Origin of the sequence: Methanomethylovorans sp. (assembly GCF_041447285.1) — an archaeon.
Classification (GTDB): Archaea; Halobacteriota; Methanosarcinia; order Methanosarcinales; family Methanosarcinaceae; genus Methanomethylovorans.
The window spans coordinates 61857-84091 of the sequence record NZ_JBGMEB010000010.1 but is presented as its reverse complement, the minus strand read 5'-3'; the positions used below and the strand labels follow the sequence as shown (position 1 = coordinate 84091).

Below are 22235 nucleotides of genomic sequence, written 5' to 3'. Positions count from 1 at the left end.
GGTTGTGGCAGCCAGATGTATCGCTATATCTTAAAAAGAACTCTTTTCATGGTCCTGTCAGTATTTATCGCCTGCATGATGACTTTCATGCTGATGAACGTCATACCGGGCGGTACTCCGGAGATTATACTCAAACACACTTTTGTTGGACTAGAAGAAAGCGTTAGTGATGAAGAACTTGCGACTATCTCAGAGCGGTACAATCTCAATGATCCTCTTTATCTGCAATTTACTAGGTGGATGCAAACAGGTTTGCTACATGGTGACCTGGGAACCTCTTATGTTTACAATCGACCAGTACTGTATCTACTTGAGCTACGATTTCCGGCAACTATCCTTCTCGCCATGACCAGCATGCTGATAGCAGTGCTTTGTGGTGTATCTCTTGGTATATATTCAGCCCTGAAAGAGAACAGATTCACTGATCACTTATTGCGTTTCATAAGCCTTTTTGGCGTATCCATGCCAGGATTCTGGGTGGGTTTGCTGTTGCTGCTAATATTCTCTGTGAAACTTAAAATGATTCCAATTGCAGGGTATGGGAGCATCGAGAACCTTCTGCTGCCCTCACTGGCATTGTCTATTCACTCTACTACGGCTATCCTTAGGGTCACAAGAACCAGTATGCTTGAAACCCTTGGTCAGGATTACATCAAGTTTGCTACAGCCAAAGGGCTTCCCATGAGAGTTATAATCACTCGCCACGCCCTGAAAAATGCCATGCTGCCCGTAATAACGGTGCTTGGTTTCCAGATGGGACACCTGCTGGGCGGTTCTGTGATAATAGAGGAAGTATTTGCATGGCCAGGCATTGGCAGCTTGCTTGTGAATTCCATCACTGCCAGGGACCTACCGGTGGTACAGGGCTGCATAATTCTGATTGTTACTATGTTCTTGCTTGTGAATTTCCTAGTGGATATCCTTTATACCTATGTTGATCCGCGCATAAGGTACGGTTGATTTCATGAAAAAAAGATCAATGATTACCCGTATATTACAAAATGAAACACTTTGCAGAGCAGCTGAACGCAAGTCTATGCTTGTATCCATGGCAATGCTTTGCATTTTAGTATTCATAGCCATTGCATCCCCCGTATTATCACCATATGATCCTAATGGTATTGATCTTAAGAACAAGAACCTACCTCCTTCATCGGAACATTTGCTGGGAACAGATTATCTGGGAAGGGATATGCTTAGCAGGATAATGCACGGAGCTACTACATCACTGTCAATTGCAGCTGGTGTAGTAGTACTTTCGCTTATCATCGGCATAAGCCTTGGATGTATAGCGGGTTATTATGGCGGACTGGTGGATGAGGTAATCTCACGTGCAATTGATGTTTTCCTGGCTTTTCCGGGAATTATCTTTGCCCTGGCTATGATGGGGGTGCTTGGTCCAGGATTAATGAATCTCATGCTTTCATTGGCTTTAGTGCAATGGTCCTCGTATGCAAGACTCATGAGAGGCCAGGTGCTTTCGGTCAAAGAACAGGAGTACGTGCTCTCAACGCAGCTTTTAGGTGCCAGCAATCTGCATGTCATGAGAAAACACATAATTCCAAATGCCATCGCCCCGATAATTGTGCTGGCTACCATTGATTTTGGACATGTGATTCTCTCAGTGGCAGCTCTTAGTTTCCTGGGATTGGGATTGCCTGCTGATATTCCGGAATGGGGTTCCATGCTTAGTGCAGGCAAGGAGTTCATGAGAACTGCACCCTACCAGACGATATTTCCGGGTCTGGCTATCACTTTATTCGTTGTAATCTTCAGTATTCTCGGAGACGGGATGCGGGATATCCTTGACCCGCATGATCAGGGAGGCGATCTGTATTGAAAAGCAATAATAGAAATAATACACTTGAAGTAAAGGATCTGTATGTTGAATTCTCTACAAGGAATGGAGCAGTAAGAGCCGTAGATGGAGTATCCTTCCAGCTAAAGGAAGGTGAATCATTCGGTATAATCGGTGAAACCGGCTCCGGTAAATCCGTGATTGGACTTGCTGTACTGCGTCTGTTATCTGCCAATGCCAGGACAAGGGGCAGTATAATGTTTGAAGGCCGGGATGTTTTTGGCATGGGTGCCAGAGAACTGGGGGAACTGCGAGGCAAAATGATATCATTAATGCCTCAGAACCCTGCTACTTCCCTGAACCCTGTATTAAAGAATCACGTTCAGGTTACTGAAATATTTGAACAGCATGGTATAAAAAAGAAAGATGGCTTACAGAAGGCAATGTCCGTTATGAGCAAACTGCTTCTCAGTGATCCTGAAAGAGTATGCAGTCAATATCCGTACCAGCTTTCCGGTGGTATGAAACAACGTTTGCTTGCAGCTATTTCCCTTTCCATGCATCCGAAGCTTTTGATCGCCGACGAACCCACAAAGGGACTTGACAATGAAGCCAGGGAAAAAGCCATTGAACTATTCCGGAACATCAAACAACAGTACGGCAGTTCCATGCTCATTATCACTCATGACCTGGATTTTGCACATGCTGTATGTGACAGGGTGGCTGTTATGTATTCCGGGAGGATTATGGAGATCAACGAAGCTGAGAGAATTGTTAAATCTCCATCCCATCCCTATGCAAGAGGCCTTGTGCAGGCTCTTCCACGTAATGGTCTCGTGCCACTGGATGGCCATAGTCCAAGCAGGATTGATCTGCCGAAGGGTTGTTTGTTCTACCAGCGTTGTGAGTCACGTTCAGATGTGTGCTGCCTGAAACACCCCCTCACAAAACTTCATGAAGGAGGATTGGTCAGCTGTCACCTGTATTAGAAGTGAAGCACCTGCATAAGAAGTTCAATGGCAGGAATGTACTTGAAGACGTGAGCCTTGCTATTTATCCGGGTGAAACCCTCGGCCTCTGTGGCAAAAGTGGTTCGGGTAAGACTACCGTAGGGCGCTGTATAGTCGGTCTTGAAAGACCAGATAGCGGAGAGATCCTATATGGTGGTGTAAATTTTCTATCCGAAAACAAAAGAAATTCTTCTGTCGCAAGTACCAGAGTACAGATGATATTCCAGCATCCTGAAACATCCCTAGACCCTCGCATGAAAGGTATGGACAGTATCATCGAACCATTGCAGATACACAGCAAATGTAATGGAGAGCAGATGCATGACAAAGCCAGGGAACTTGCAGATATGGTGGGTCTTAGCATGGAGCATCTGCACCGCTACCCCAGCCAGCTAAGCGGTGGTGAGATCCAACGTATAGTTCTTGCCAGGATCTTGTCCATAGGACCCCAGCTCATAGTAGCCGATGAGCCCACATCCATGCTGGACGTGTCAGTACAGGCGCAGGTCCTGAGGCTCATGCAGCGCATCCAGGAGGAAAAAGGCATTTCCTACCTGCTCATATCCCATGATATCGAGCTACTACATCAAGTATGCGACAGGATAGCATATCTGGAGGAGGGAAGCATCTTGAGGGTGGAGGAGATGTAAAAAGGTAAGAGTGTTCTATTCGATGAATTTTCAATACTGACTGAAATTACACTCTGAGTAAAATGAGCCAAAAATGTTGGTTAAAACCTATAATATGTTAGGAATTCTACAGAATCCGTTTTTGCTGAGATGTCTCGAAACACGAAAAGTGAATGAGATTTCAGATTACTCCGTGTTCTGTAATCTATTATTACAATCCTTAAATCGCTCACAATCCATGGGGCATTGTGCATGTTTTACACTTATTCCAAATAGACCCTGGATTATTTCGATCCATCGGGAACGGACTTCATTCCAATCAACACCAAGAAGAATAAGAACCCGCATGCCGTTGAATAATGACGCGATAGCGACCGCAAGGGTGCGCGGATCTGTCCTGGAAGAAATAAGTCCTTTCTCTTGCTGTTCTGTAATTTCACGGGCCGGCTGGTCAATACCGTGCTTCATGCCTTCGACAGATCGTATCATGACTTCTGGTTTGTGCACCGTCATCCCGAGAATATCGAAATACAACGCATGAATTTTGGGGTCAGATGACATAATCTGGTCAAAGATCTCTATCCATGCATCAATCGGGCATATGTCGGAATTCTGGACAGATTTTATATCGCGATACTGTGTCTGCAGGTAATTTGCACTTTCTACGACCAGTTCGTCCTTATTCTTAAAATAACGGTAAAGTGCTGGTTTACTGACATCAAGGCGACGGGCGATATCTTCCATTGTGGTATTACAGTATCCTTTCTCACACATTACCTCCAGTCCTGCTTCAACGATTCTCTTTTTAGCCTCTTCTCTGTACTCTGGAAGCATTTTCGACAACATGATCACCCTCTCAAGCTTTGGTGTCAATTCATATATAACTTACCACTAAAGCACTAAAGTTACTATTAAGTAACTTTAATTACTATAAAGTACTAACGTTATGATGCCTATCGGCTATGGCAAAAAATCCGAAGAAATTGGGATATCAGAATCAAGATAAGCAGAATCAGGTTCTAGGAGATGAGACATTATGGAAAAAGCGAACAATACAGAAAACAAAATGGTTGAAATCGGAGAAAAGAAAAAAGGATCAAGTCTTACAGCCGAGAACGTAGCTTTTGTCAGAGCGCTTGAATCTCTCAAGCCAGAGGGTGAACGCATATGTTATGATCCCTATGCTGTTCGGTTTCTTAGCCCACAATATGCGATGTTTATGGAAATGGCTGCTCATAACCCATCTAAAACTCCATTCCCTGGGGTTCACAATTCATTAGCAGCAAGAGTTAGATATTTTGATGATTTCTTAAAAGGGTTTGTTGATGATGGGCTTGAGCAACTGGTCATCCTAGGTGCAGGGTACGATACCCGAGCATACAGAATAGAAGGATTAAGAGACAAAGTTAGAGTTTTTGAGGTTGATCAACCAGGAACTCAAAACGTGAAAATGGAAAAGATTAAAGATATTTTTGGCTCGCTCCCAGATCACGTTACATATGTTTCGGTGGATTTTGAAACCGAAAATTATGGGCAGCGGTTGATAGAACATGGATATGAAAAGTTTCAAAAGACTGTTTTCATAATGGAAGGACTCATCTATTACCTTGAGCCAAAAGCCGTGGATGATATGTTGTCATTCATCGTAAAAAACTCCGGTACTGGGAGTGCCATCATCTTCGATTATGTCTACAAATCCAGTATTGACAGGACAGATGGAATATGTGGGATTAAATGTAAGGCGTGCGATCAGAACGAAATAAAGAATGGTATAAAAGACATGGCACAACATGGAGAAACTCAAAAATTTGGCATCATGGACGGAATGCTAGAGTCATTTCTTATCCAACGAGGTTTTTCCCACGTTTGCAGTGTAAACAGTAAGGATTATAAGAAAGCCTATTTCCATGGAGTCAATGAAAGCCGGCCAGTGTGCTGCCGATCATATTTTGCCCATGCAGTAGTCAAATAATAAACATTCGCCGGCAAATAAAAAAGAGAAGTAAATAAATACTGGCTGATTACATTAACTCTGACCAGGATTTGATAATTTATGACATTCCTAATTGTAAATCAGGATCTGTGTACACAATGTGGTATTTGTGTAAAGGTATGTTCTTCAGATATAATCGATTTAACTGATGGAATCCCTCAGGTGCAGGAAAAAAATGTTGCACATTGCATTTACTGTGGACACTGTGAGGTTTTCTGCCCGTCTCAGGCTCTTGTACTTAATCTTCGTCCGGAAGAGAAAGTTGTACTTCCTGCCGATGCAGGCAACATTTCTCAAAAGGATATGGAATTCAATCTAAAGAAACGCAGGTCTGTGCGCCATTTTATCAAAAAGCCTGTGCCGCAGGAGAAAATCCTTGAAGTTCTTGATATTGCCTGTTATGCTGCTTCCGGATGCAACGGGCAGCCGGTTCAGTGGCTGGTAATCCATGACCCGGAGAAAGTAAAAAAGATTGCAGGACTCACTATAGAATGGATGAGAAGTCTGGAAAATACTCCACATCCAATGAGCAGTTTTGTTCCAATGCTTATTTCTGCATGGGAACAGGGAGAAGATCCTATTTGTCGGGGAGCCCCGCATCTGCTTTTTGCTCATATACCTGAAGATAATCTGCTTGCGCCGGTTGATGCCATTATTGCCCTTACGCATTTTGATATAGCTGCACCGGCATTTGGAATCGGTACTTGCTGGGCGGGCTTTGTCGCGGCTGCTGCTACATTCTATGCTCCTCTGCAGGAAGAACTTGGCCTGCCTGCCGGACGAAAATGTGCTTATGCAATGATGTTCGGCCATCCGAAATATAAAGTGTATGGAATTCCTCGCAGGAAGCCTCTTGAAGTAATGTGGCAGTAACTCTTTGCATGGGGAATGGGTGAATGAGGTAACATTCACTCTTTCATAATTCCATGCAGTATCAGATCGATGGATTGGCTTAGAACAGCATGTTGCTTCTTTGGAGCTTTCTCGCGTGAAGCGGCAAGAATTGCGGACATGAGCCCGGATGAGACTATGGAGATTATTACTTCAGGCGGATAATTCCTTATCCAGCCTTCTTTTATCCCTGTTTCTATCTGGTCGTGGAGAAATGCAAAATTTGAAATACCTTCCTCATGCGCAGCTTTTGAAATAAAGGGTGAGTAGCAGAACTGTTGCATGAAATGTATCTTTCTGGGGTTTTCAAGACCCCATTTGGCAAATTCCATGCCAATATTATCCAGTATTTCCATGCAGCTGCCATTTGTTCTGGCTGCTTCACTTAACACTGATCCTGATTCTTTCTTTATATCAAGGTACAGAGTCTCTATAAGTTCTTCTTTCGTTTTGAAATAATGGAAAAGCGTGCCAGTTGCCACTCCAGCTTCCTTTGCTATCAATGATGTCGGAGTGCCATGAAATCCCCGTTCTGTGAAAAGTAGCAGAGCAGTATCAAGGATTGCCTGTCTTTTATCGGTTTGCTTCTCGGTCATGTGATTTAATGAATGCAGGTTTTTGTTATTTTTAAATATCTGTCTCTTGCTTCTAGTTCTTGCTACTTTGCCGGTTTCGCAGTAGAGTTACTTGCCTGAAAAGTGGCAGTATCAACTTCATGGTCTTAGCGGTGAGTTTTGTTATCGGCTTTTCGAATTGGGCTTCCACTTCTTTCATCTTTTCAGGTATATCAATATGCTGAGGACAATGCTTCTTGCATTTCCCACATTCCACACAAAGGGAAGCAGCGCTGTTCTTTCCAAGAATACCCATCTGATGTATGAGATACCTGTATTGTGTATCATGATCACTTATGCCCTTGAATATCATCTTACTGTTGTACAGGTCAAAACATCCAGGTATATCAACGCCGACAGGACATGGCATACAATACCCGCAGCCTGTGCACGGTATCATCATAAGGTTCCTATACTTTTCTGCAACTCTTTGGACGGTCTCCAGCTCCTTTTCTGTCAGTGAATACGGATACCCCTCTGATGCTGTCCTGATATTCTCATCTACCTGAGATATTTCGTTCATGCCTGAGAGAACAAGAGTAACTTCCGGATGGTTCCAGATCCATCTGAGAGCCCACTGTGCAGGTGTTCTTTTGACATCTACTTCATTCCATATCTTTGCCACCTCAAGTGGTATGTTCCTGACAAGGCTTCCACCGCGCAGAGGTTCCATCACGATAACAGCAATACCTTTCATTGCTGCGTATTTCAAACCTTCTGTTCCTGCCTGGTGTTTCTCATCAAGGAAATTATACTGTATCAGACAGACATCCCAGTCATAGGAATCAACGATTTCTTTAAAAACTTCAACATTATCATGGAAAGAAAAACCGGCATTCCTTATACTTCCATCCTTTTTTGCTCTGTCAAGGAATTCCAGAACTCCTTTTTCTTTTATTTTCTTCCAGCCGCCTGCTGTGAGGGAATGAATGAAGTAGTAATCAATATGATCAGTACGTAGCCTGTTTAACTGGATACTCAATAATTTATCCATGTCCTGCTGGTCCTTAACAAGCCAGTGTGGCATTTTTGTGGCAAGTCTTACTTTTTCACGATAGCCATCTGACAGGGCTTCTCCAAGAAAGGCTTCGCTCTGATCTTTATGGTAGGTCCATGCGGTATCAACATAATTTATTCCGCTGTCAATTGCATGGCGGACAAGGGCTGTAGCTTTCTGTCGATCAATAGCACCATCCTTTTCGGGAAGCCTCATGGCTCCAAGTCCGAGTATCGATAATTTGTCTCCTCTTTTAGGCACTTCTCTGTAGAGCATTTGTTCTGTCTCCAATCCTATTACCACTAGACTGATTAGTCAATCTAGTATTGTGCTTTGAAGTATTTAGAATTTCCGTATTTTTTGCTTTAAGGAGGAGTCGAGATGTTGATGCAGGTTGAGGGCTGATGCTTTTACAAATTTAAGGAAAAGCACCATAAACTATTTATTTAAAACCTTTTTATTATTACATAAATGACTAATTAGTCAATCTCAGAGATAATTCATGAAAAAACAGGTTGAAGACAAAAAAGCAGCCCTTCTGCAAGCAGCTCTGAAGCTTTTTACTGAAAGAGGCTTCCACGGAACATCCACTGCCCAGATTTCAAAAGAAGCAGGTGTAGCCACAGGCACTTTATTCAATTATTTCCCTACTAAAGAGGATCTCATCAATGGTCTGTATTTTGATGTGAAGGGAAAATTAAGTCGCAGCATGGGGGAAGATCTCCAGACACAGAGCACCTTTCATGATAAATTAAAGAAAATCTGGTACAATATGATTGAATGGGGACTCTACAATCCAGAAGATTTTCTTTTTGTCGGACAGTTCTGCTCTTCTCCTTACATAACAAACTATACCCGTGAAGTAGTCATGAAAGAATATGTTTTCCTTCATGATCTTGTGAAAGAAGGAATAGCAAATGGCGATATTAAGGATTATTCTGCAGAACTGGTCATTGCAATGTTCTATCAATCCAGCAGGACAGTGGTGAACTTAATTCTGGATTCAGAACCACAGGACAAAGATAAGGTTATTGAAGATGGATTTAAGATTGTCTGGGAAGGTCTGGCCAAAAAATAATATTTTTTTCATCACATTAGTGAGTGACCGGTAGCTCTAGAATCAGCTCGACAGGGACTCATATCATGAAAAATGAATAGATGGATCGGAAAATGATCAAAATCAAAAAGACTGTGTTTCATTTATTCTGTTTTTTGCTTCTACTTTGTGTAGGTATTATTTTATTTATGAACATACACCCAGCTTTCGGTGGTAATCCAACGAAAGAACAAAAGGAAATGTATCAAAATTTGAATAATTATGTTAATGGAAAATTTATTAATGAGTATCCTATGGAGTTGGCTATAAATTCCTCATACTCTTCATCAACTAATGAGGAGTCTACTTCAGAAGCTAAAGCCCGCAATCCGACGGTTCCGATTCCTGTTTCGGCCATTGACTGGAACAAAATAAAAAGTGAAAATGATAGTCTGACCTGGTTTGGACACTCTGCTTTTCTGCTTAGCGTTGATAATAAAAAGTTATTGATAGACCCTATGCTGAGTAACATTGCGTCACCTGTTTCATTTGTGGGAATTAAAAGATATGAATACAGTGAAGATATAATGCTGCATCTTATTGAGGATATGCCACCTATTGATGTAGTTTTTATTACACATGACCATTATGACCACTTAGATTATCAGTCTATTGTAAAACTAAACAACAAAACATCACATTTCTTTGTTCCACTTGGGGTTAGTGCCCATTTGGTTAGATGGGGTATTCCAGAAGAAAAAGTTACTGAACTCAATTGGTGGGAAGAAACGGAGTATCAGGGCTTAACCGTTGCTTTGACACCTGCAAGACATTTTTCAGGAAGAGATCCATTTAATATTAATAGTACACTCTGGGGTGGATGGGTCATTCTGGGAAACAAAACCCGAATATATACCAGTGGAGACGGTGGATACGGTCCACATTTTAAGGATATCGGGAACCAATACGGACCTTTCAATATAACCTTGATCGAAGGTGCCCAATATGACCGGCGTTGGGCAGATATTCATATGGTGCCGGAGCAATCTGTTCAGGCTAACCTGGATGTGAATGGTAAGACTATGATGTTGACGCATTGGGGAGCATTTACATTAGCTAATCATGGTTGGAATGAACCAATAGAAAGGGCACTAGAAGAAGCAAATGAAAGAGAAGTAAATATAATTGTCCCGAAGATTGGTGAGACAGTACTGTTAGATTCAGACATGCAAATGCCTCCTGCTTCGTGGTGGGATATCTGACATGGAACTACATAATCCAGGTTTATCGTTAGCAGAGAACATTGAGAAGCCTTGTATCATTGAGGAAAAATGGAGAGGAACTTCGATTCATTATTCCTATTATATTATTTCCTGTAATGCTTATCTTTATATACCAGGATACATATCATAGACCTGACTGATTAGTCACTCTTTAATACTCTTCCCTATTTGAAGTTGTGCAAAAAATCGTGACTGATTACTCAATCACATTATTTGTTGAATATATAACACTTCCAGAAAAAGAAAATAGAGGATTTGATCTGAGTCATAACATAAAAGGAGAACTAAAAATGTCGGAAAATATGGAATCTAAAAATGAATCTAATGGGAAAACCTTTGAACTCAGTGAAAAGGTAACTGTAGAAAAAGTATCCTATAAGAACAGGTACGGAATTACCGTTGCAGCAGACATGTACCTGTCAAAAGATATGGACAAGTCTAAGCAATATCCGGCACTTGTTATAGGAACGCCTTATGGTGGTGTAAAAGAGCAAGGTGCTGGCATCTATGCACAGAATATGGCAGAAAGAGGATTTGTTGCCATTGCATTCGATGAATCATATAACGGAGAATGTGGTGGTGAACCAAGACATATTTCATCTCCGGATATATTTGTTGAAGATTTCAGTGCAGGAGTAGATTTCCTCGGAACACGTCCTTTCGTGGACAGAACCAGGATCGGTGCTATCGGTATCTGTGGCAGTGGTGGATTTGCAATTACAGCAGCGCAGGTTGATCTCCGTCTAAAAGCCGTTGCCACTGTAAGTATGTATGACATGAGCAGAGTAATGAGAAAAGGCTGGGAAGATTCAATGACTGATGAACAGCGTGCTCAAATCTTTGTTCAACTAGGTGAACAGCGTTGGAAAGATTTTAAAAATGGTAATCCAGAAGTGTCAATAGGTTTCCCTAAAGAGCCTGTTGATGCTATTCCCGAAGGATTAGATCCTATTTCAAGTGAGTTTTTTGAATATTATGGAATGAAACGCGGACATCATCCGAATTCAATAGGTGCATTCACTGCGACAAGTAGCATGTCATTCATGAACTTCCCTTTGCTGAACTACATTGATACGATTTCACCAAGACCAATTCTGTTCATCATTGGTGAGAATGCTCATTCCAGATATTTTAGTGAAGATGCCTATGAAATGGCTGCTGAACCCAAAGAACTCTACATTGTTCCCGGTGCAAGACATATCGATCTGTATGATAGGACTGATATGATCCCATTTGACAAACTGGAATCATTCTTCAAAGAAAATCTAGCATAAAAAAGGTTCAAATAATGAGTCAAAAAACTAATGCGTTTAACGACTTGACAATGGATGAAGAGCGTGCCCTGTACGGCACACATGAAGCGACAATCACTCGTTGCATCTTTGATGGCCCTCGCGATGGAGAATCTGCTTTAAAGGAAAGTGCAGACATATACGTTTCAGATTGTGACTTCAGGCTTCGTTATCCATTCTGGCATGTCAGGAACGCTCATATTGAAAATAGCCGTATGACAGAAACATGCCGTGCTGCATTATGGTATAGCAAACATGTGACAATAAAAGAAAGTCATATTGCAGGCATTAAAGCTGTAAGGGAATGCGAAGATATCACTATTGAAAATTGTAGTATCCATTCATCCGAATTTGGATGGTTATCACGCAGAATAACGATAAAGAATACAGAGCTTGAGTCTGAATATCCATTCTTCTACAGCTCAGATATCATGCTTGATAACTTTGTATTGAACGGTAAATACTCTTTTCAGTATGTGGAAAATGTCGAGATCCGGAATTCCCGTCTGGATACAAAAGATGCTTTCTGGCACTGCAAAAATGTCACAGTCTCAGACAGTATTGTAAAAGGTGAATACCTCGGTTGGTACTCTGAAAATCTCAAACTTGTCCGGTGTAAAATAATCGGAACCCAGCCGCTTTGTTATGCAAAAGGCTTGATTCTGGAAGATTGCGAAATGATCGATTGTGATCTTGCCTTTGAATACAGCGATGTTCATGCTGCAATTACAGGTTCGATAACAAGTATAAAAAATCCATGCCGCGGACATATCATTGCGGATTCGATTGGAAAAGTGATATTGGATAAGAATCAACCAGAAGATGCTTCATGTGTCATCGAAATCCGGAAAGAGCTGTTTAATGAAAAAATTCACAATTCGGATACTTATAATGGAAATGTTTTCAACAAAAACGATCTGTCTGTGCAAGAAACATAACAAGGTGAGGCTTTGTCAATGAAAATTACTCCCAAATATAATGGAACAAAATTCATCGTAATTTGTTTTGGAGTTTTTTTGCTGGTAAATTTAGTGATGGGATGCATTGAACATGAGGATCAAAGAAACACCAGTAATCAATCAGAAGATGAACACGATGGAACTAGACAAGGAAGGGAGGAAACAGGAATGATAATCAGTATTCAAGCAAATGGAGAAACAACGATCTTTGAACTCAATGATGGGAACGCTGCAAAAGAACTCTATGAACAATTGCCTTTAGCGGTCGATGTTGAAGATTACAGCAGTAATGAAAAGATATTTTATCCACCCCAAAAACTCGATACAACTAACACGCCCCTGGCAAATGCACGGTTTGGAACGCTTGCATATTATGCTCCATGGGGAGACGTGGTAATGTTTTATGATAGCTTTGGCTCTGTAGGTGGATTATATGAGTTAGGATATGTCATATCAGGCGGCGAGCATATTAAAAACATGTCAGGTACGATACAGATCAACAAAGTGTAAACATAAGCAAAATCGCGGTCTGGAAATGATAAAAACCAACAATTAAAGATATACTGAACAGAGAGGATGATCTTTTTGACTAAAGAAGAATTTACGAGTTTTGGAGAAGACACAACGAAAATTCGGATAGGTACTTTTTCGCATTCCAGTGAAATACATGAAACTACCAGTCTGATCAATGAAAATGTATTCAGTCAACATCTGACTGGAAAATAATTTTTCATTTTTTTCAATGAGTGATTGGTCAATCAAAGCAAATATATACTAACAAATACAAGTGTGACTGACTGTTCAGTCATTATATTATAATACTTAGACAAATCGAAATAAAAGGAGAACTAAAAATGCTGTATAGAAAAATGCCAAAGAATGGTGATGAGCTTTCGATACTTGGTTTTGGTGCCATGCGCCTCGCCTCAAAGGAAGACGGCAGCATAGATGAAGAAAGAGCAACCAAACAGGTACGCTATGCAATTGACCAGGGAGTGAACTATATGGATACGGCCTGGCCATACCACATGGGAGCAAGCGAGCCATTTCTGGGTCGTGCCCTTGCCGATGGGTACCGTGAGAAAGTGAAGATTGCAACAAAACTTCCCTCGTGGCTTGTAGAGAAGCGTGAAGATATGGATAAGTTCCTCAATGCCCAGCTTGAGAAACTGAATACCGATCATATAGATTACTATCTCATACATGCCCTCGTTGGTGACCTGTGGGATAATGTTGAAAAATTAGGTGTGGTCGATTTCCTCAACAAAGCCAAACTTGACGGACGTATCATTAATGCAGGTTTCTCCTTCCACGGTGCATCAGAAGATTTCAACCGGATAGTGGATGCTTATGACTGGGACTTCTGCCAGATCCAGTACAACTTCCTAGACGAAAAGAACCAGGCAGGTACAAAGGGTCTGGAATATGCAGCTTCAAAGGGTCTTGGCGTTGTTATAATGGAACCCCTTCGCGGAGGGAACCTTACAAAGAACGTACCTAAGGCTGTAAAAGAAATCTGGAAAGAAGCTCCGACAAAGAGATCACCTGCAGAATGGGCTCTCCGCTGGGTATGGAACCACCCCGAGGTCACCGTGATTCTTTCCGGTATGAACGAGGAGGCTCATGTTGAGGAGAACCTCAGAATAGCAGAACAGGCATATCCAGATTCACTGACAGAAGGGGAACTGCAGCTTGTAAAGAGAGTTGAAAACAAGTATCGTGAACTGATGAAAGTGGGATGTACAAGTTGTCAGTATTGCATGCCCTGTCCCGCAGGTGTGAACATTCCACTTTGTTTTGAGCATTATAACAATCTTGCACTGGTGGACAATCCTGAAGGAGAAAAATTCATGTATGCTGCACGGTTGGGAGGTGCTGTCGCTCTCGGAGAACCTGAGTTTGCATCCCTGTGTATCCAGTGCGGACAGTGTCTTGAGAAATGTCCACAGCACATTGACATACCAATAGTTCTTGAATCAGTTGTAAAAGAACTTGAAGGGGCCGATCTTGAGCAGAGAGCTGCTATGGCAAGAGAGATGTTCAAGCAGGTCTAACGACCAGGAAGATCCGAATTTTCCAGGTAAAGGGTGCTACATGGAACTCACTGATATACTGACAGACGTCAAAGATGGAAATATAGATCAAAAGACTGCGGAGCAACTGATCCGTAGTCTTGGTTTTGTGTCCTATTCGGATATCGCAAAAATTGATTCTCACAGAAAAAACAGAACAGGAGTCATAGAGGCTATTCTTGCGGATTGCAAAGAGCCAAGTAGTGTTGTGGCAATTGCAAGGGTCATGGTCTCGCAGAGCAAGAGAGCTCTTATCACACGAGTATCTGCAAAACATCTTGAAGCCCTGAAGGCAGCATTTACTGACGATGAACTTGAGTGGAACAGTCGGGCCCGTACAGTTGTAGTCCATGATGGTACTCCTGCTCCCAGAACCGGGGGAGTTGTGGGGATTATCTCTGCAGGCACTGCAGATATTCCAGCCGCAGAAGAAGCAAAGGTTGTAGCTTCCGAGATGGGATGTGAAACTGTTGCGGTGTACGATGTGGGAGTCGCAGGGATCCACAGACTCGTTCCGGAACTTCAGAATTTGAAATCGAAGAATCCAGGAGCCATCGTGGTTGCAGCAGGAAGGGAAGGCACACTTCCCACGATAGTATCGGGACTGGTCGACGTACCAGTGATAGGCCTTCCGGTTTCCACAGGCTATGGGGCAGGTGGCAAAGGAGAAGCTGCTTTGCTGTCGATGCTCCAATCCTGTTCTACACTTGCAGTTGTAAATATTGATGCTGGTTTCGTTGCAGGAGCATATGCAGCAAGGATAGCAAACATGATTGCAGCTGCAGGAACTGAATTGAAGATAAAACAGGAATAAAGATTATGAGATCACTGATATTCAATCCTTTTTCCGGAGCAGCCGGAGATATGATCCTTGGATGCACTCTGGACCTCGGAGCTGACAGGGAAGCCGTAAAAGAACTCATAGAAGCTTCTGCACCTGTATCTGTTGATATAAAGGAAGTTGTAAAAAAAGGCATTAAAGCTCTGGATGTCAGGATAAATGTACCTGAAAGAGAGCATGCACGCACATATCCTGAACTTGTGGACTTGATAAAGGAGTCAAAACTGCCTTCCCGAGTGGAGGCAAGTGCTCTTGATATTTTTTTGAAGATGGCAGAAGCTGAAAGCTTGGTTCATGGAGTAGATGATCTTGAAAAACTCCATTTTCATGAGGTGGGACAAAGTGATGCCCTTGCAGATGTAATTGGCTCTTCGGCAGCTATCCATTCCCTTGCATGTGATTCTGTTTACTGCACTCCCATCAATGTGGGAAGCGGGACAATAGAATGCGCACATGGAACTCTACCAGTACCAGCTCCGGCGACCCTTGAACTGCTCAGGAAAGGAAAACTCTATTTCAGAGGTGGTAATGAGCAAAAAGAACTTCTGACTCCAACTGGAGCTGCTATTCTTTCTCATTTTGCAAGACCTGTGGAAACTTTTCCCCAGGGCAGGGTAATTTCAATAGGCTACGGAGCTGGAGATACAGAACTTAACGGGCCCAACGTGCTCCAGGGAGTAATTTCGGAGTTGGATTCCTGCCTGATCCCGGATATGATAGAAGTACTTGAGACCAATGCTGACGATGTGAGTGGAGAAGTACTGGGTAACCTGTTCGAGGAATTGCTTGCTATGGGGGCGAGAGATGTTGCAATTATCCCGGCAACAATGAAAAAAGGCCGACCTGCTCATATTATCAAGGTCATTGCAAAACCAGAGGACAGCGCAAAGCTCGCCAGGAAGATCATTATAGAGACTGGATCCCTGGGAGTAAGAGTTATTCCGACGCGACACAGGTTAATGGCTGCCAGGAGAATGGAGTCACTTAAATTTGAGATTGAAGGGGAAATATATGAAACTGCGATCAAGATTGCCAGTGACTCTGAAGGTGTTCTGCTCAATATCTCTGCCGAGTTTGAGGATTGCAAGAAAATTGCAAAAACAAGCAGCATTCCTGTAAAAGAAGTTATGAGAAGGGCAGAGGAGGCTGCAAGAAAGCTCTTCTTCTAAAATTCTCAAGCGACTTAAGTTGAGTAAAAAGCTGTATGACATATACATACCATATAGAAATATTGTAGGTGTTAGACCATTTAAAGTAATGCTGGAGCTGAGTTGAATAACGTTTTGGTGATGGCTTACAGCATGATGTAAGTTTACATTCTCAGGTTCGTTTGAATCTGCATATATGAAGTATTAAATATTGCAACGCCTTCCTATTCAATTAGACAAGAGAAGCAGGCTATAACCAAAAAAATCAGGAAATTAGTAAGGGAAATGAGTGTCTATAAAGAGATGTAGATACTTTTCAGCTACATCCTCCCTATTTCTGTGTAGTGGAATGGATTATAGTTTCATCTGAAAAAAACATTCAATGAATGGAAATCCTCGCTGATTTCAGTAGAGCTATGTAGAAAACCTATTAAAACCAACATCTTTCGCCTGAAAATATCTGTTATGGAACGGTATATACAGACATATTTCGTAAAAATGTCAATTTGATTAGTTCCTCGAAAAGAGAGGATTTCTACATAGCCTGAATTTACATTCTTTAACCATGTATGTTCCTCCTTCAATTCAGTTATCATTTTATTCAAGGTGAATCGGAGATACCTTTCCAAGCTGATGGCTTATAGTAGTTCAAAGACCCTGCATTTTATCTCTATCTACTAGTCCGTCCTTAACCCAGATAATACGGTCTGCTTTCTCACCTTCATCTTTCTCATGCGTAACCATTACTATAGTTTGTCTGATCTCCTCATTGAATTTTTTGAACAGATTTATAACATCCTCCGAGGATGCAGAATCAAGATTAGCCGTTGGCTCATCTGCAAAAAGGATTTTTGGCTTATTGACTAATGCTCTTGCAATGGACACTCTCTGCTGCTGACCACCAGAAAGCTCGGAAGGGTAATGATACATCCGATCTTCAAGCCCCACTGCAGCAAGTATCTCCTCTGCCATTTTCTCGTACTCTTCTCTGTTCAGATTCCTGGCCATTGCCGTAATATAAACATTTTCAATAGCTGTAAGTTCTGGTATCAGGTTATATGACTGAAAAACATAACCTAACTCATGGAGTCTGAACCAAGTCCTCTCTTTCTCAGAAATGTTGATGACGTCATGTCCATCTATGGTTATACTTCCTTTTGTAGGCTTATCCAGAAGTCCCAGCTGATGCAATAGAGTGCTTTTGCCACTTCCGCTCTTCCCCATAATGGCAACAAACTCTCCCTCCTTTATTTCAATACTGATATCTCTGAGAGCGTAGGTCTTTACGGCACCCGTGACATAAAATCTTTCAAGATGCTGGGTTCTGATCATTGTCCTTTCCATGTTTACCCTCCAAATATTGCATCCAGTATGTTCTCATCTGCCGCCTTTCTCGATGGAAAAAGTCCTGCTACTACTGATGCCAGTATAAGCGTGAAACTGGTAGTCACAAGTCGCTCTGTAGTCAAAATAGGAACTACCGGCCCAATGGGCATGCTCAGTGGATGTATTGCCAGAAGTAATAGTAACAGTTTCATTACCAGGTTTCCAATTATAACTCCTGTTATACCATAGGCTAATGACTGAAGAATATAAGATCCCAGGATTATTTGTTTTTTAATGCCAACTGCTTTGAGTATTCCAATTTGTTTTCTTTTATTTGTAACGTTGATGAATATAATGATGTATATTGTTGCAAAAGCAGTTAGAAGCCCGATTGTACCGGTTATCTTATTCGTTATCTGGAGACTTCCAACAAATTGATTGATGGCACCCATCTTTGTCTGCCATTTATTGATTTGTTCACTGACTCCAAGATCCACAATTTCTTCTGTATAAGTTTCTTCCAGTCCTCTATCTGGGAGTGCTATTAGAATATTAGATGCAATATCATTTGTAGAATTAAATATCGTGTGGTACTGGTCAAAGTTGACTATTATTTTATCATCGACAAACCTTGACCCAGTTTTGTATATTCCTTTTATGTTGTATTCTTTTACAAACCCGTTGCTAAAGCTTAATATGATCTTATCTCCTATATCCACATCAAATCTCTTTTGAGTGTCCCCTTCTTCAGCATACGATTTTACCAAATTTGCTCCTATAAGCATTTCATCAGTATCTTTTTCGGAAAGATACTCACCTACAATAACACTGTTCCAGTAATCAGACACATGTTTCTCATTTTCAGGCTCTATAAAAAGAACAGGATTTCCTATCTCTATATTTTCATGTCTTGCCACTGTACTGGCATCCAGCCTTCGTGCAACCCCTACTACTCCAGGAATTCTTCTGATATCTTTTACAAGGTTTCCTGAACCTGAAATATAAAGTTCATCTTCCTGAGGTTCGATCATCAGATGTCCAGTTTGTCCCCTGATCATCCCCTCCTCAAATTCGTACCCAAGACCGTCAATGATCGATGCAAAGAAAGTAATAGAAAGAAAACTCATTGCCATTACGGCAACAATAACCATGAAAGTAACCTTACTTTTAGTGAGATTCTTATATGCTAGAAAAGCCATTACTTTAAAATCATTCTTGTCCATTTTTAACCTGCCTCTTTTTTAATACCAGATAGATCACAGATCCGGCTATGATTGCAATTAAAGCAAGAGTAAAAATCAAATTGCTCTTAGGTCTGTTAACTTCCACGGGTATTGTATGATGAACTTCATGTGAATCAAAATCATCAGAATAGGAAATGGTCAGGTTAAAGTTCTTCTTACCCGCGGACCCCGGGTTAAGATCAAAATAGAATGGTGCATCATCGTCAGATTTAAGCTGTCCCACAAAAGACTTGTAATTTCCTTCTTCAGTTGTCAATTGTACAAGCACTTGTCTAGCATCACCATTTCCTGTATTCTCTATAATGCCCGCAATGTGAACTTCGTCCAGAGGTGTGATTTGAGTAGGTGTGATCTTTATACTCTGAATTCCAATCTCTGCCCTGTTTAGTATATTAATCCCAATATTGTAAGTTGATGTGTAATTGTTTCCCTGCTCATCAATATATTCGAGCTTAACAGGAAATTGATAGGCGTCGGGATCCTGATCATTTTTTACGATGAAATTTAATTCTGTTTGTGATGTTTCTGTGGGCATTATTTTATTGATCAATTCAATGTTAGAACCAAGAATCAAAACATTTTCAGATTCTGAACTAATTTTTATGTTCTTAGCTATGCCAGTACCAACATTTTTCACTGATAGCTGCAATGGAAACGTATATCCAGGAGATATTTTATCAATGGCATCAGTTTTTATAGTGAGATCAGGTTTCCCTATAATCTGTACATAAACATTGTTGTCAGAAGGATTAAGGATCACATCATCGACATAAACATCGAACTCTATTGGATAAATTCCAGAACTGGCATTGGAATCCACAGTCAGATAATAGGTGTTATCGATCGATGATCCAACACTTAATGTTCTCTTGTTCTCAAAATTCTTACTTTCACTCTTCAAATAAAATGGATACTTGATATCTATTTTTACTGAAAAGTCTTCTATGCTCTTTACGCCTTCGTTGATGACCCTTATTTTAAGAGTTACATCGTTTCCCGGCTCTGCTGGTTGAGGCGTGATTTCTATAGTAGTTATTCCAATGCCATTGACACCTGCAGAACAAACCATTGAGGTACTTATAACAAACAATAATAGAATACCCATGAATAAACCGATATGTTGTAAATTTTGTTTCATTAGAACACCTGTTCTTACTATTTTGCCAATCCAGTTCTATTGATCTGTGTTATTGGATGCTGTTTTAGTTCAATGTAATGGGATTGATCACAATTATTGGTACAACATCAAAATGTGTAATATATATATAAACAACTAACTAGTTGTTTATATTTAGAAATTTCACTCTCTAATAAACCATGGGTAGGTTAAATCGTGGAAGATGAACAATTACTGAGGAATCTCGGATTCAATAAATACGAAGCTGTTGCATATTTGACTACATTGAAGGAAGGAATTATAGACGCCACAGAATTGTCTAGAAGATCAAAGATACCTATGGGTAAGATATATGCTGTTCTAGAAAACCTGGAGAATATGGGATTTATTGAAGTCCAGCATTCGAGACCAAAAAAATATCGTGCTGTGGAGACAGATATTGCATTTGAGAGTTATTATATACGAAAAGAAAATGAAATAAACAGAGAGTTGGATACATTTAGGGAAACAATAGATAATATTGAAGATAGATTATCTAATTTCAGCAGTCAAACCGAAAAAGAGAATAACTTTTGGTCAGCTGCCATGGGAACTAAAGAAGTTATGAGGCTTATCAAACGAGCCTACCAGGAAGCAAAAAAAGAAATCTGTGTTGTTGTCCCAAGAAGGATTAAATCAATAGAATCTGAGCAATTCAAAGATATGTTTTCTTCGATGTTCCATGATGCGCTTCTTCCTTTGATCCAAAAAGGAATATCGATCAAAATTATTGATTCCAATCCGGTTCTATCGGCATCATTGAAACAGTTACATGAATCTATCAAAGATGAATTGATACTGCAGAATGTTGCTAAATACCTTGAAATAAGGTCACTAGATACTACTCACAAATTTATTTTAATTGATGGACATTTGGTTATACTAGAAATCAACGATCCGATAAATTCAGACAAAACATTTGGAATGATTAAAATCTACAATAAGACAATGTCAAAGGAGCTTCATAATAAATTTCAAGAATTGTGGGAGAATAGCGAAACATATAGGTCATTCTGATTAACACTTAATAATCCGCAGTGACATAAATGCTCATGGGATTGTGCATAAAAAATTAGAAAAGTAATATTCTTTTGTTTTTTCTCCTTCATTTCCTCCCCATCCCTTTAAAGAACATATAGTTAAAAGTTCCCTCTTCTGAAGCTGTTTTGTGCAAATCCTTTATTCCTTTCTCAAAAGTTTCCGCATCAATGATACCCATTTCAATTGCTTTTTCCCTCACACCTTCTACCATAGGGATGATGGTAAGTCTCACGAATCCTTCTTCCATGTGGGGGCGGCTGGCATCGCTGTAGACCATACGTGGCGAGACTTTCACGTCCCTGAAACCTGCTTTGCTAAGCAGAGGATAAACCTGTCTGCCTATTAGGGAATTGCCTCCAAGCATAGCCTGTGAAACTACCAGGCTGTTCCATGCCTTAAGTGCTGCCTCTGTCTCCGGGTGGAAAAAACATGAGCCGTGATCTCCTTCAATGACCGTTATGGTGCCATCTTTTTTCAGCACTCTCATGAGTTTCTTCAGGGCTTCCAGAGGCTGCTCCAGATGTTCCAGTACAAAGCACACGAAAACATGGTCAAAGCTCTCATCCTCAAATGGCAGATCGAAAATGTCTGCCTGCCTGAAGGTAACATTGGAAACACCATGCTCCTTAGCCCGTTGCATGGCCAGCTTAAGCGAATTTTCAGAAATGTCAATAGAAGTGATATCAGCATCCGGGCTATTCTTTGATAGAATCACTGTCTGTGCTCCTATACCGCATCCTGCTTCCAGGACTTTTTCCCTTGGCTGGTAATGAGTATCGCTGTGCAACAGTTCTTCCAATGTTGTGGCCTGGTCGTGCAACCTTAAAGCTTCTCTTTCAGAATAGCCGTGGACATATTTATTGCTCATATTCTCCCTACTTTTTTTCTAATTGTGAAAATCCCAT

22 protein-coding genes are annotated in these 22235 nt (G+C 41.0%); 15 read left to right on the top strand and 7 right to left on the bottom strand.

The window, feature by feature from the left end:
* Nucleotides 1–15: 15 nt before the first annotated feature.
* Genes ACC612_RS07310 through ACC612_RS07295 form a run of 4 tightly spaced genes read left to right on the top strand, consistent with a single transcriptional unit; the run spans nt 16 to nt 3458 of the window.
* The gene (locus tag ACC612_RS07310; RefSeq protein WP_371853844.1) at nt 16–960 is read left to right on the top strand and encodes an ABC transporter permease; all 945 of its coding nucleotides are present in this window, start codon (nt 16–18) and stop codon (nt 958–960) included.
* Between the two features lie 4 nt (nt 961–964).
* The gene (locus tag ACC612_RS07305) at nt 965–1840 is read left to right on the top strand and encodes an ABC transporter permease (protein ID WP_371853843.1); all 876 of its coding nucleotides are present in this window, start codon (nt 965–967) and stop codon (nt 1838–1840) included.
* On the top strand, nt 1837–2787 hold the full coding sequence (locus ACC612_RS07300; RefSeq protein ID WP_371853842.1) for an ABC transporter ATP-binding protein: 951 nt from the start codon (nt 1837–1839) through the stop codon (nt 2785–2787). Before ACC612_RS07305 ends, ACC612_RS07300 begins: the two co-directional genes overlap by 4 nt.
* Before the next feature lie 2 nt (nt 2788–2789).
* Nucleotides 2790–3458, top strand: coding sequence for an ABC transporter ATP-binding protein (locus tag ACC612_RS07295; protein ID WP_371853841.1), 669 nt, complete (start codon nt 2790–2792; stop codon nt 3456–3458).
* Nucleotides 3459–3623: 165 nt separating this feature from the next.
* Here the strand turns inward: ACC612_RS07295 and ACC612_RS07290 are convergent, their stop codons facing one another.
* A complete protein-coding gene (locus ACC612_RS07290; RefSeq protein ID WP_371853840.1) occupies nt 3624–4283 on the bottom strand; it encodes a TetR/AcrR family transcriptional regulator in 660 nt (219 codons plus the stop codon).
* A gap of 190 nt (nt 4284–4473) precedes the next feature.
* Here ACC612_RS07290 and ACC612_RS07285 point away from each other — a divergent pair, with 190 nt between their 5' ends.
* Together ACC612_RS07285 and ACC612_RS07280 are read left to right on the top strand one after the other, a co-directional pair.
* The gene (locus tag ACC612_RS07285) at nt 4474–5409 is read left to right on the top strand and encodes an SAM-dependent methyltransferase (RefSeq protein ID WP_371853839.1); all 936 of its coding nucleotides are present in this window, start codon (nt 4474–4476) and stop codon (nt 5407–5409) included.
* Nucleotides 5410–5490: 81 nt separating this feature from the next.
* Nucleotides 5491–6303 (top strand): nitroreductase family protein, encoded by an 813-nt coding sequence (locus ACC612_RS07280; protein ID WP_371853838.1) that lies wholly within the window; start codon nt 5491–5493, stop codon nt 6301–6303.
* 35 nt (nt 6304–6338) lie between these two features.
* On the opposite strand, the gene ACC612_RS07275 is transcribed toward ACC612_RS07280, so the two are convergent.
* Both ACC612_RS07275 and ACC612_RS07270 read right to left on the bottom strand, forming a co-directional pair.
* Nucleotides 6339–6917, bottom strand: coding sequence for a TetR/AcrR family transcriptional regulator (locus ACC612_RS07275; RefSeq protein WP_371853837.1), 579 nt, complete (start codon nt 6915–6917; stop codon nt 6339–6341).
* A gap of 52 nt (nt 6918–6969) precedes the next feature.
* Entirely contained in the window at nt 6970–8208 is a 1239-nt protein-coding gene (locus ACC612_RS07270; RefSeq protein ID WP_371853836.1) for an aldo/keto reductase, read from the bottom strand.
* Nucleotides 8209–8434: 226 nt separating this feature from the next.
* On the opposite strand from ACC612_RS07270, the gene ACC612_RS07265 reads away from it, so the two are divergent.
* The 8 genes from ACC612_RS07265 (at nt 8435) to larC (ending at nt 16584) form a co-directional block, all read left to right on the top strand.
* A complete protein-coding gene (locus tag ACC612_RS07265; protein WP_371853835.1) occupies nt 8435–9010 on the top strand; it encodes a TetR/AcrR family transcriptional regulator in 576 nt (191 codons plus the stop codon).
* A 92-nt stretch (nt 9011–9102) separates the two neighbouring features.
* The gene (locus tag ACC612_RS07260) at nt 9103–10230 is read left to right on the top strand and encodes an MBL fold metallo-hydrolase (protein WP_371853834.1); all 1128 of its coding nucleotides are present in this window, start codon (nt 9103–9105) and stop codon (nt 10228–10230) included.
* A gap of 311 nt (nt 10231–10541) precedes the next feature.
* A complete protein-coding gene (locus ACC612_RS07255; RefSeq protein WP_371853833.1) occupies nt 10542–11525 on the top strand; it encodes an alpha/beta hydrolase in 984 nt (327 codons plus the stop codon).
* Nucleotides 11526–11539: 14 nt separating this feature from the next.
* Nucleotides 11540–12481: a DUF3737 family protein gene (locus ACC612_RS07250; RefSeq protein WP_371853832.1), complete on the top strand. Its 942-nt coding sequence runs from the start codon at nt 11540–11542 to the stop codon at nt 12479–12481.
* 189 nt (nt 12482–12670) lie between these two features.
* The gene (locus tag ACC612_RS07245) at nt 12671–13012 is read left to right on the top strand and encodes a cyclophilin-like fold protein (protein ID WP_371853831.1); all 342 of its coding nucleotides are present in this window, start codon (nt 12671–12673) and stop codon (nt 13010–13012) included.
* 344 nt (nt 13013–13356) lie between these two features.
* Nucleotides 13357–14556: an aldo/keto reductase gene (locus ACC612_RS07240; protein WP_371853830.1), complete on the top strand. Its 1200-nt coding sequence runs from the start codon at nt 13357–13359 to the stop codon at nt 14554–14556.
* 40 nt (nt 14557–14596) lie between these two features.
* Nucleotides 14597–15388: a nickel pincer cofactor biosynthesis protein LarB gene (gene larB, locus ACC612_RS07235; RefSeq protein WP_371853901.1), complete on the top strand. Its 792-nt coding sequence runs from the start codon at nt 14597–14599 to the stop codon at nt 15386–15388.
* A gap of 5 nt (nt 15389–15393) precedes the next feature.
* Nucleotides 15394–16584, top strand: coding sequence for a nickel pincer cofactor biosynthesis protein LarC (larC, locus tag ACC612_RS07230; RefSeq protein WP_371853829.1), 1191 nt, complete (start codon nt 15394–15396; stop codon nt 16582–16584).
* Nucleotides 16585–17211: 627 nt separating this feature from the next.
* Here larC and ACC612_RS07225 read toward each other — a convergent pair.
* From ACC612_RS07225 to ACC612_RS07215, 3 genes are read right to left on the bottom strand one after another with little or no spacing between them, the layout of a single operon-like run.
* A complete protein-coding gene (locus tag ACC612_RS07225) occupies nt 17212–17907 on the bottom strand; it encodes an ABC transporter ATP-binding protein (protein WP_371853828.1) in 696 nt (231 codons plus the stop codon).
* 2 nt (nt 17908–17909) lie between these two features.
* The gene (locus tag ACC612_RS07220) at nt 17910–19112 is read right to left on the bottom strand and encodes an ABC transporter permease (protein WP_371853827.1); all 1203 of its coding nucleotides are present in this window, start codon (nt 19110–19112) and stop codon (nt 17910–17912) included.
* Nucleotides 19099–20271, bottom strand: coding sequence for a COG1361 S-layer family protein (locus ACC612_RS07215; protein ID WP_371853826.1), 1173 nt, complete (start codon nt 20269–20271; stop codon nt 19099–19101). Before ACC612_RS07215 ends, ACC612_RS07220 begins: the two co-directional genes overlap by 14 nt.
* Before the next feature lie 195 nt (nt 20272–20466).
* Between ACC612_RS07215 and ACC612_RS07210 the strand changes: the two genes are divergently transcribed.
* Nucleotides 20467–21306: a TrmB family transcriptional regulator gene (locus ACC612_RS07210; protein WP_371853825.1), complete on the top strand. Its 840-nt coding sequence runs from the start codon at nt 20467–20469 to the stop codon at nt 21304–21306.
* Between the two features lie 88 nt (nt 21307–21394).
* Here the strand turns inward: ACC612_RS07210 and ACC612_RS07205 are convergent, their stop codons facing one another.
* The gene (locus tag ACC612_RS07205) at nt 21395–22198 is read right to left on the bottom strand and encodes a methyltransferase domain-containing protein (protein ID WP_371853824.1); all 804 of its coding nucleotides are present in this window, start codon (nt 22196–22198) and stop codon (nt 21395–21397) included.
* Nucleotides 22199–22235 lie beyond the last annotated feature (37 nt).

Bases quoted from the DNA above. Each gene is read 5' to 3' on its own strand.
- ACC612_RS07310 (WP_371853844.1), top strand. From the start codon at position 16: ATGTATCGCTATATCTTAAAAAGAACTCTTTTCATGGTCCTGTCAGTA.
- ACC612_RS07305 (WP_371853843.1), top strand. From the start codon at position 965: ATGAAAAAAAGATCAATGATTACCCGTATATTACAAAATGAAACACTT.
- ACC612_RS07290 (WP_371853840.1), bottom strand. From the start codon at position 4,283: ATGTTGTCGAAAATGCTTCCAGAGTACAGAGAAGAGGCTAAAAAGAGA.
- ACC612_RS07285 (WP_371853839.1), top strand. From the start codon at position 4,474: ATGGAAAAAGCGAACAATACAGAAAACAAAATGGTTGAAATCGGAGAA.
- ACC612_RS07280 (WP_371853838.1), top strand. From the start codon at position 5,491: ATGACATTCCTAATTGTAAATCAGGATCTGTGTACACAATGTGGTATT.
- ACC612_RS07275 (WP_371853837.1), bottom strand. From the start codon at position 6,917: ATGACCGAGAAGCAAACCGATAAAAGACAGGCAATCCTTGATACTGCT.
- ACC612_RS07270 (WP_371853836.1), bottom strand. From the start codon at position 8,208: ATGCTCTACAGAGAAGTGCCTAAAAGAGGAGACAAATTATCGATACTC.
- ACC612_RS07265 (WP_371853835.1), top strand. From the start codon at position 8,435: ATGAAAAAACAGGTTGAAGACAAAAAAGCAGCCCTTCTGCAAGCAGCT.
- ACC612_RS07260 (WP_371853834.1), top strand. From the start codon at position 9,103: ATGATCAAAATCAAAAAGACTGTGTTTCATTTATTCTGTTTTTTGCTT.
- ACC612_RS07255 (WP_371853833.1), top strand. From the start codon at position 10,542: ATGTCGGAAAATATGGAATCTAAAAATGAATCTAATGGGAAAACCTTT.
- ACC612_RS07250 (WP_371853832.1), top strand. From the start codon at position 11,540: ATGAGTCAAAAAACTAATGCGTTTAACGACTTGACAATGGATGAAGAG.
- ACC612_RS07245 (WP_371853831.1), top strand. From the start codon at position 12,671: ATGATAATCAGTATTCAAGCAAATGGAGAAACAACGATCTTTGAACTC.
- ACC612_RS07240 (WP_371853830.1), top strand. From the start codon at position 13,357: ATGCTGTATAGAAAAATGCCAAAGAATGGTGATGAGCTTTCGATACTT.
- larB (WP_371853901.1), top strand. From the start codon at position 14,597: ATGGAACTCACTGATATACTGACAGACGTCAAAGATGGAAATATAGAT.
- larC (WP_371853829.1), top strand. From the start codon at position 15,394: ATGAGATCACTGATATTCAATCCTTTTTCCGGAGCAGCCGGAGATATG.
- ACC612_RS07225 (WP_371853828.1), bottom strand. From the start codon at position 17,907: ATGGAAAGGACAATGATCAGAACCCAGCATCTTGAAAGATTTTATGTC.
- ACC612_RS07220 (WP_371853827.1), bottom strand. From the start codon at position 19,112: ATGGACAAGAATGATTTTAAAGTAATGGCTTTTCTAGCATATAAGAAT.
- ACC612_RS07215 (WP_371853826.1), bottom strand. From the start codon at position 20,271: ATGAAACAAAATTTACAACATATCGGTTTATTCATGGGTATTCTATTA.
- ACC612_RS07205 (WP_371853824.1), bottom strand. From the start codon at position 22,198: ATGAGCAATAAATATGTCCACGGCTATTCTGAAAGAGAAGCTTTAAGG.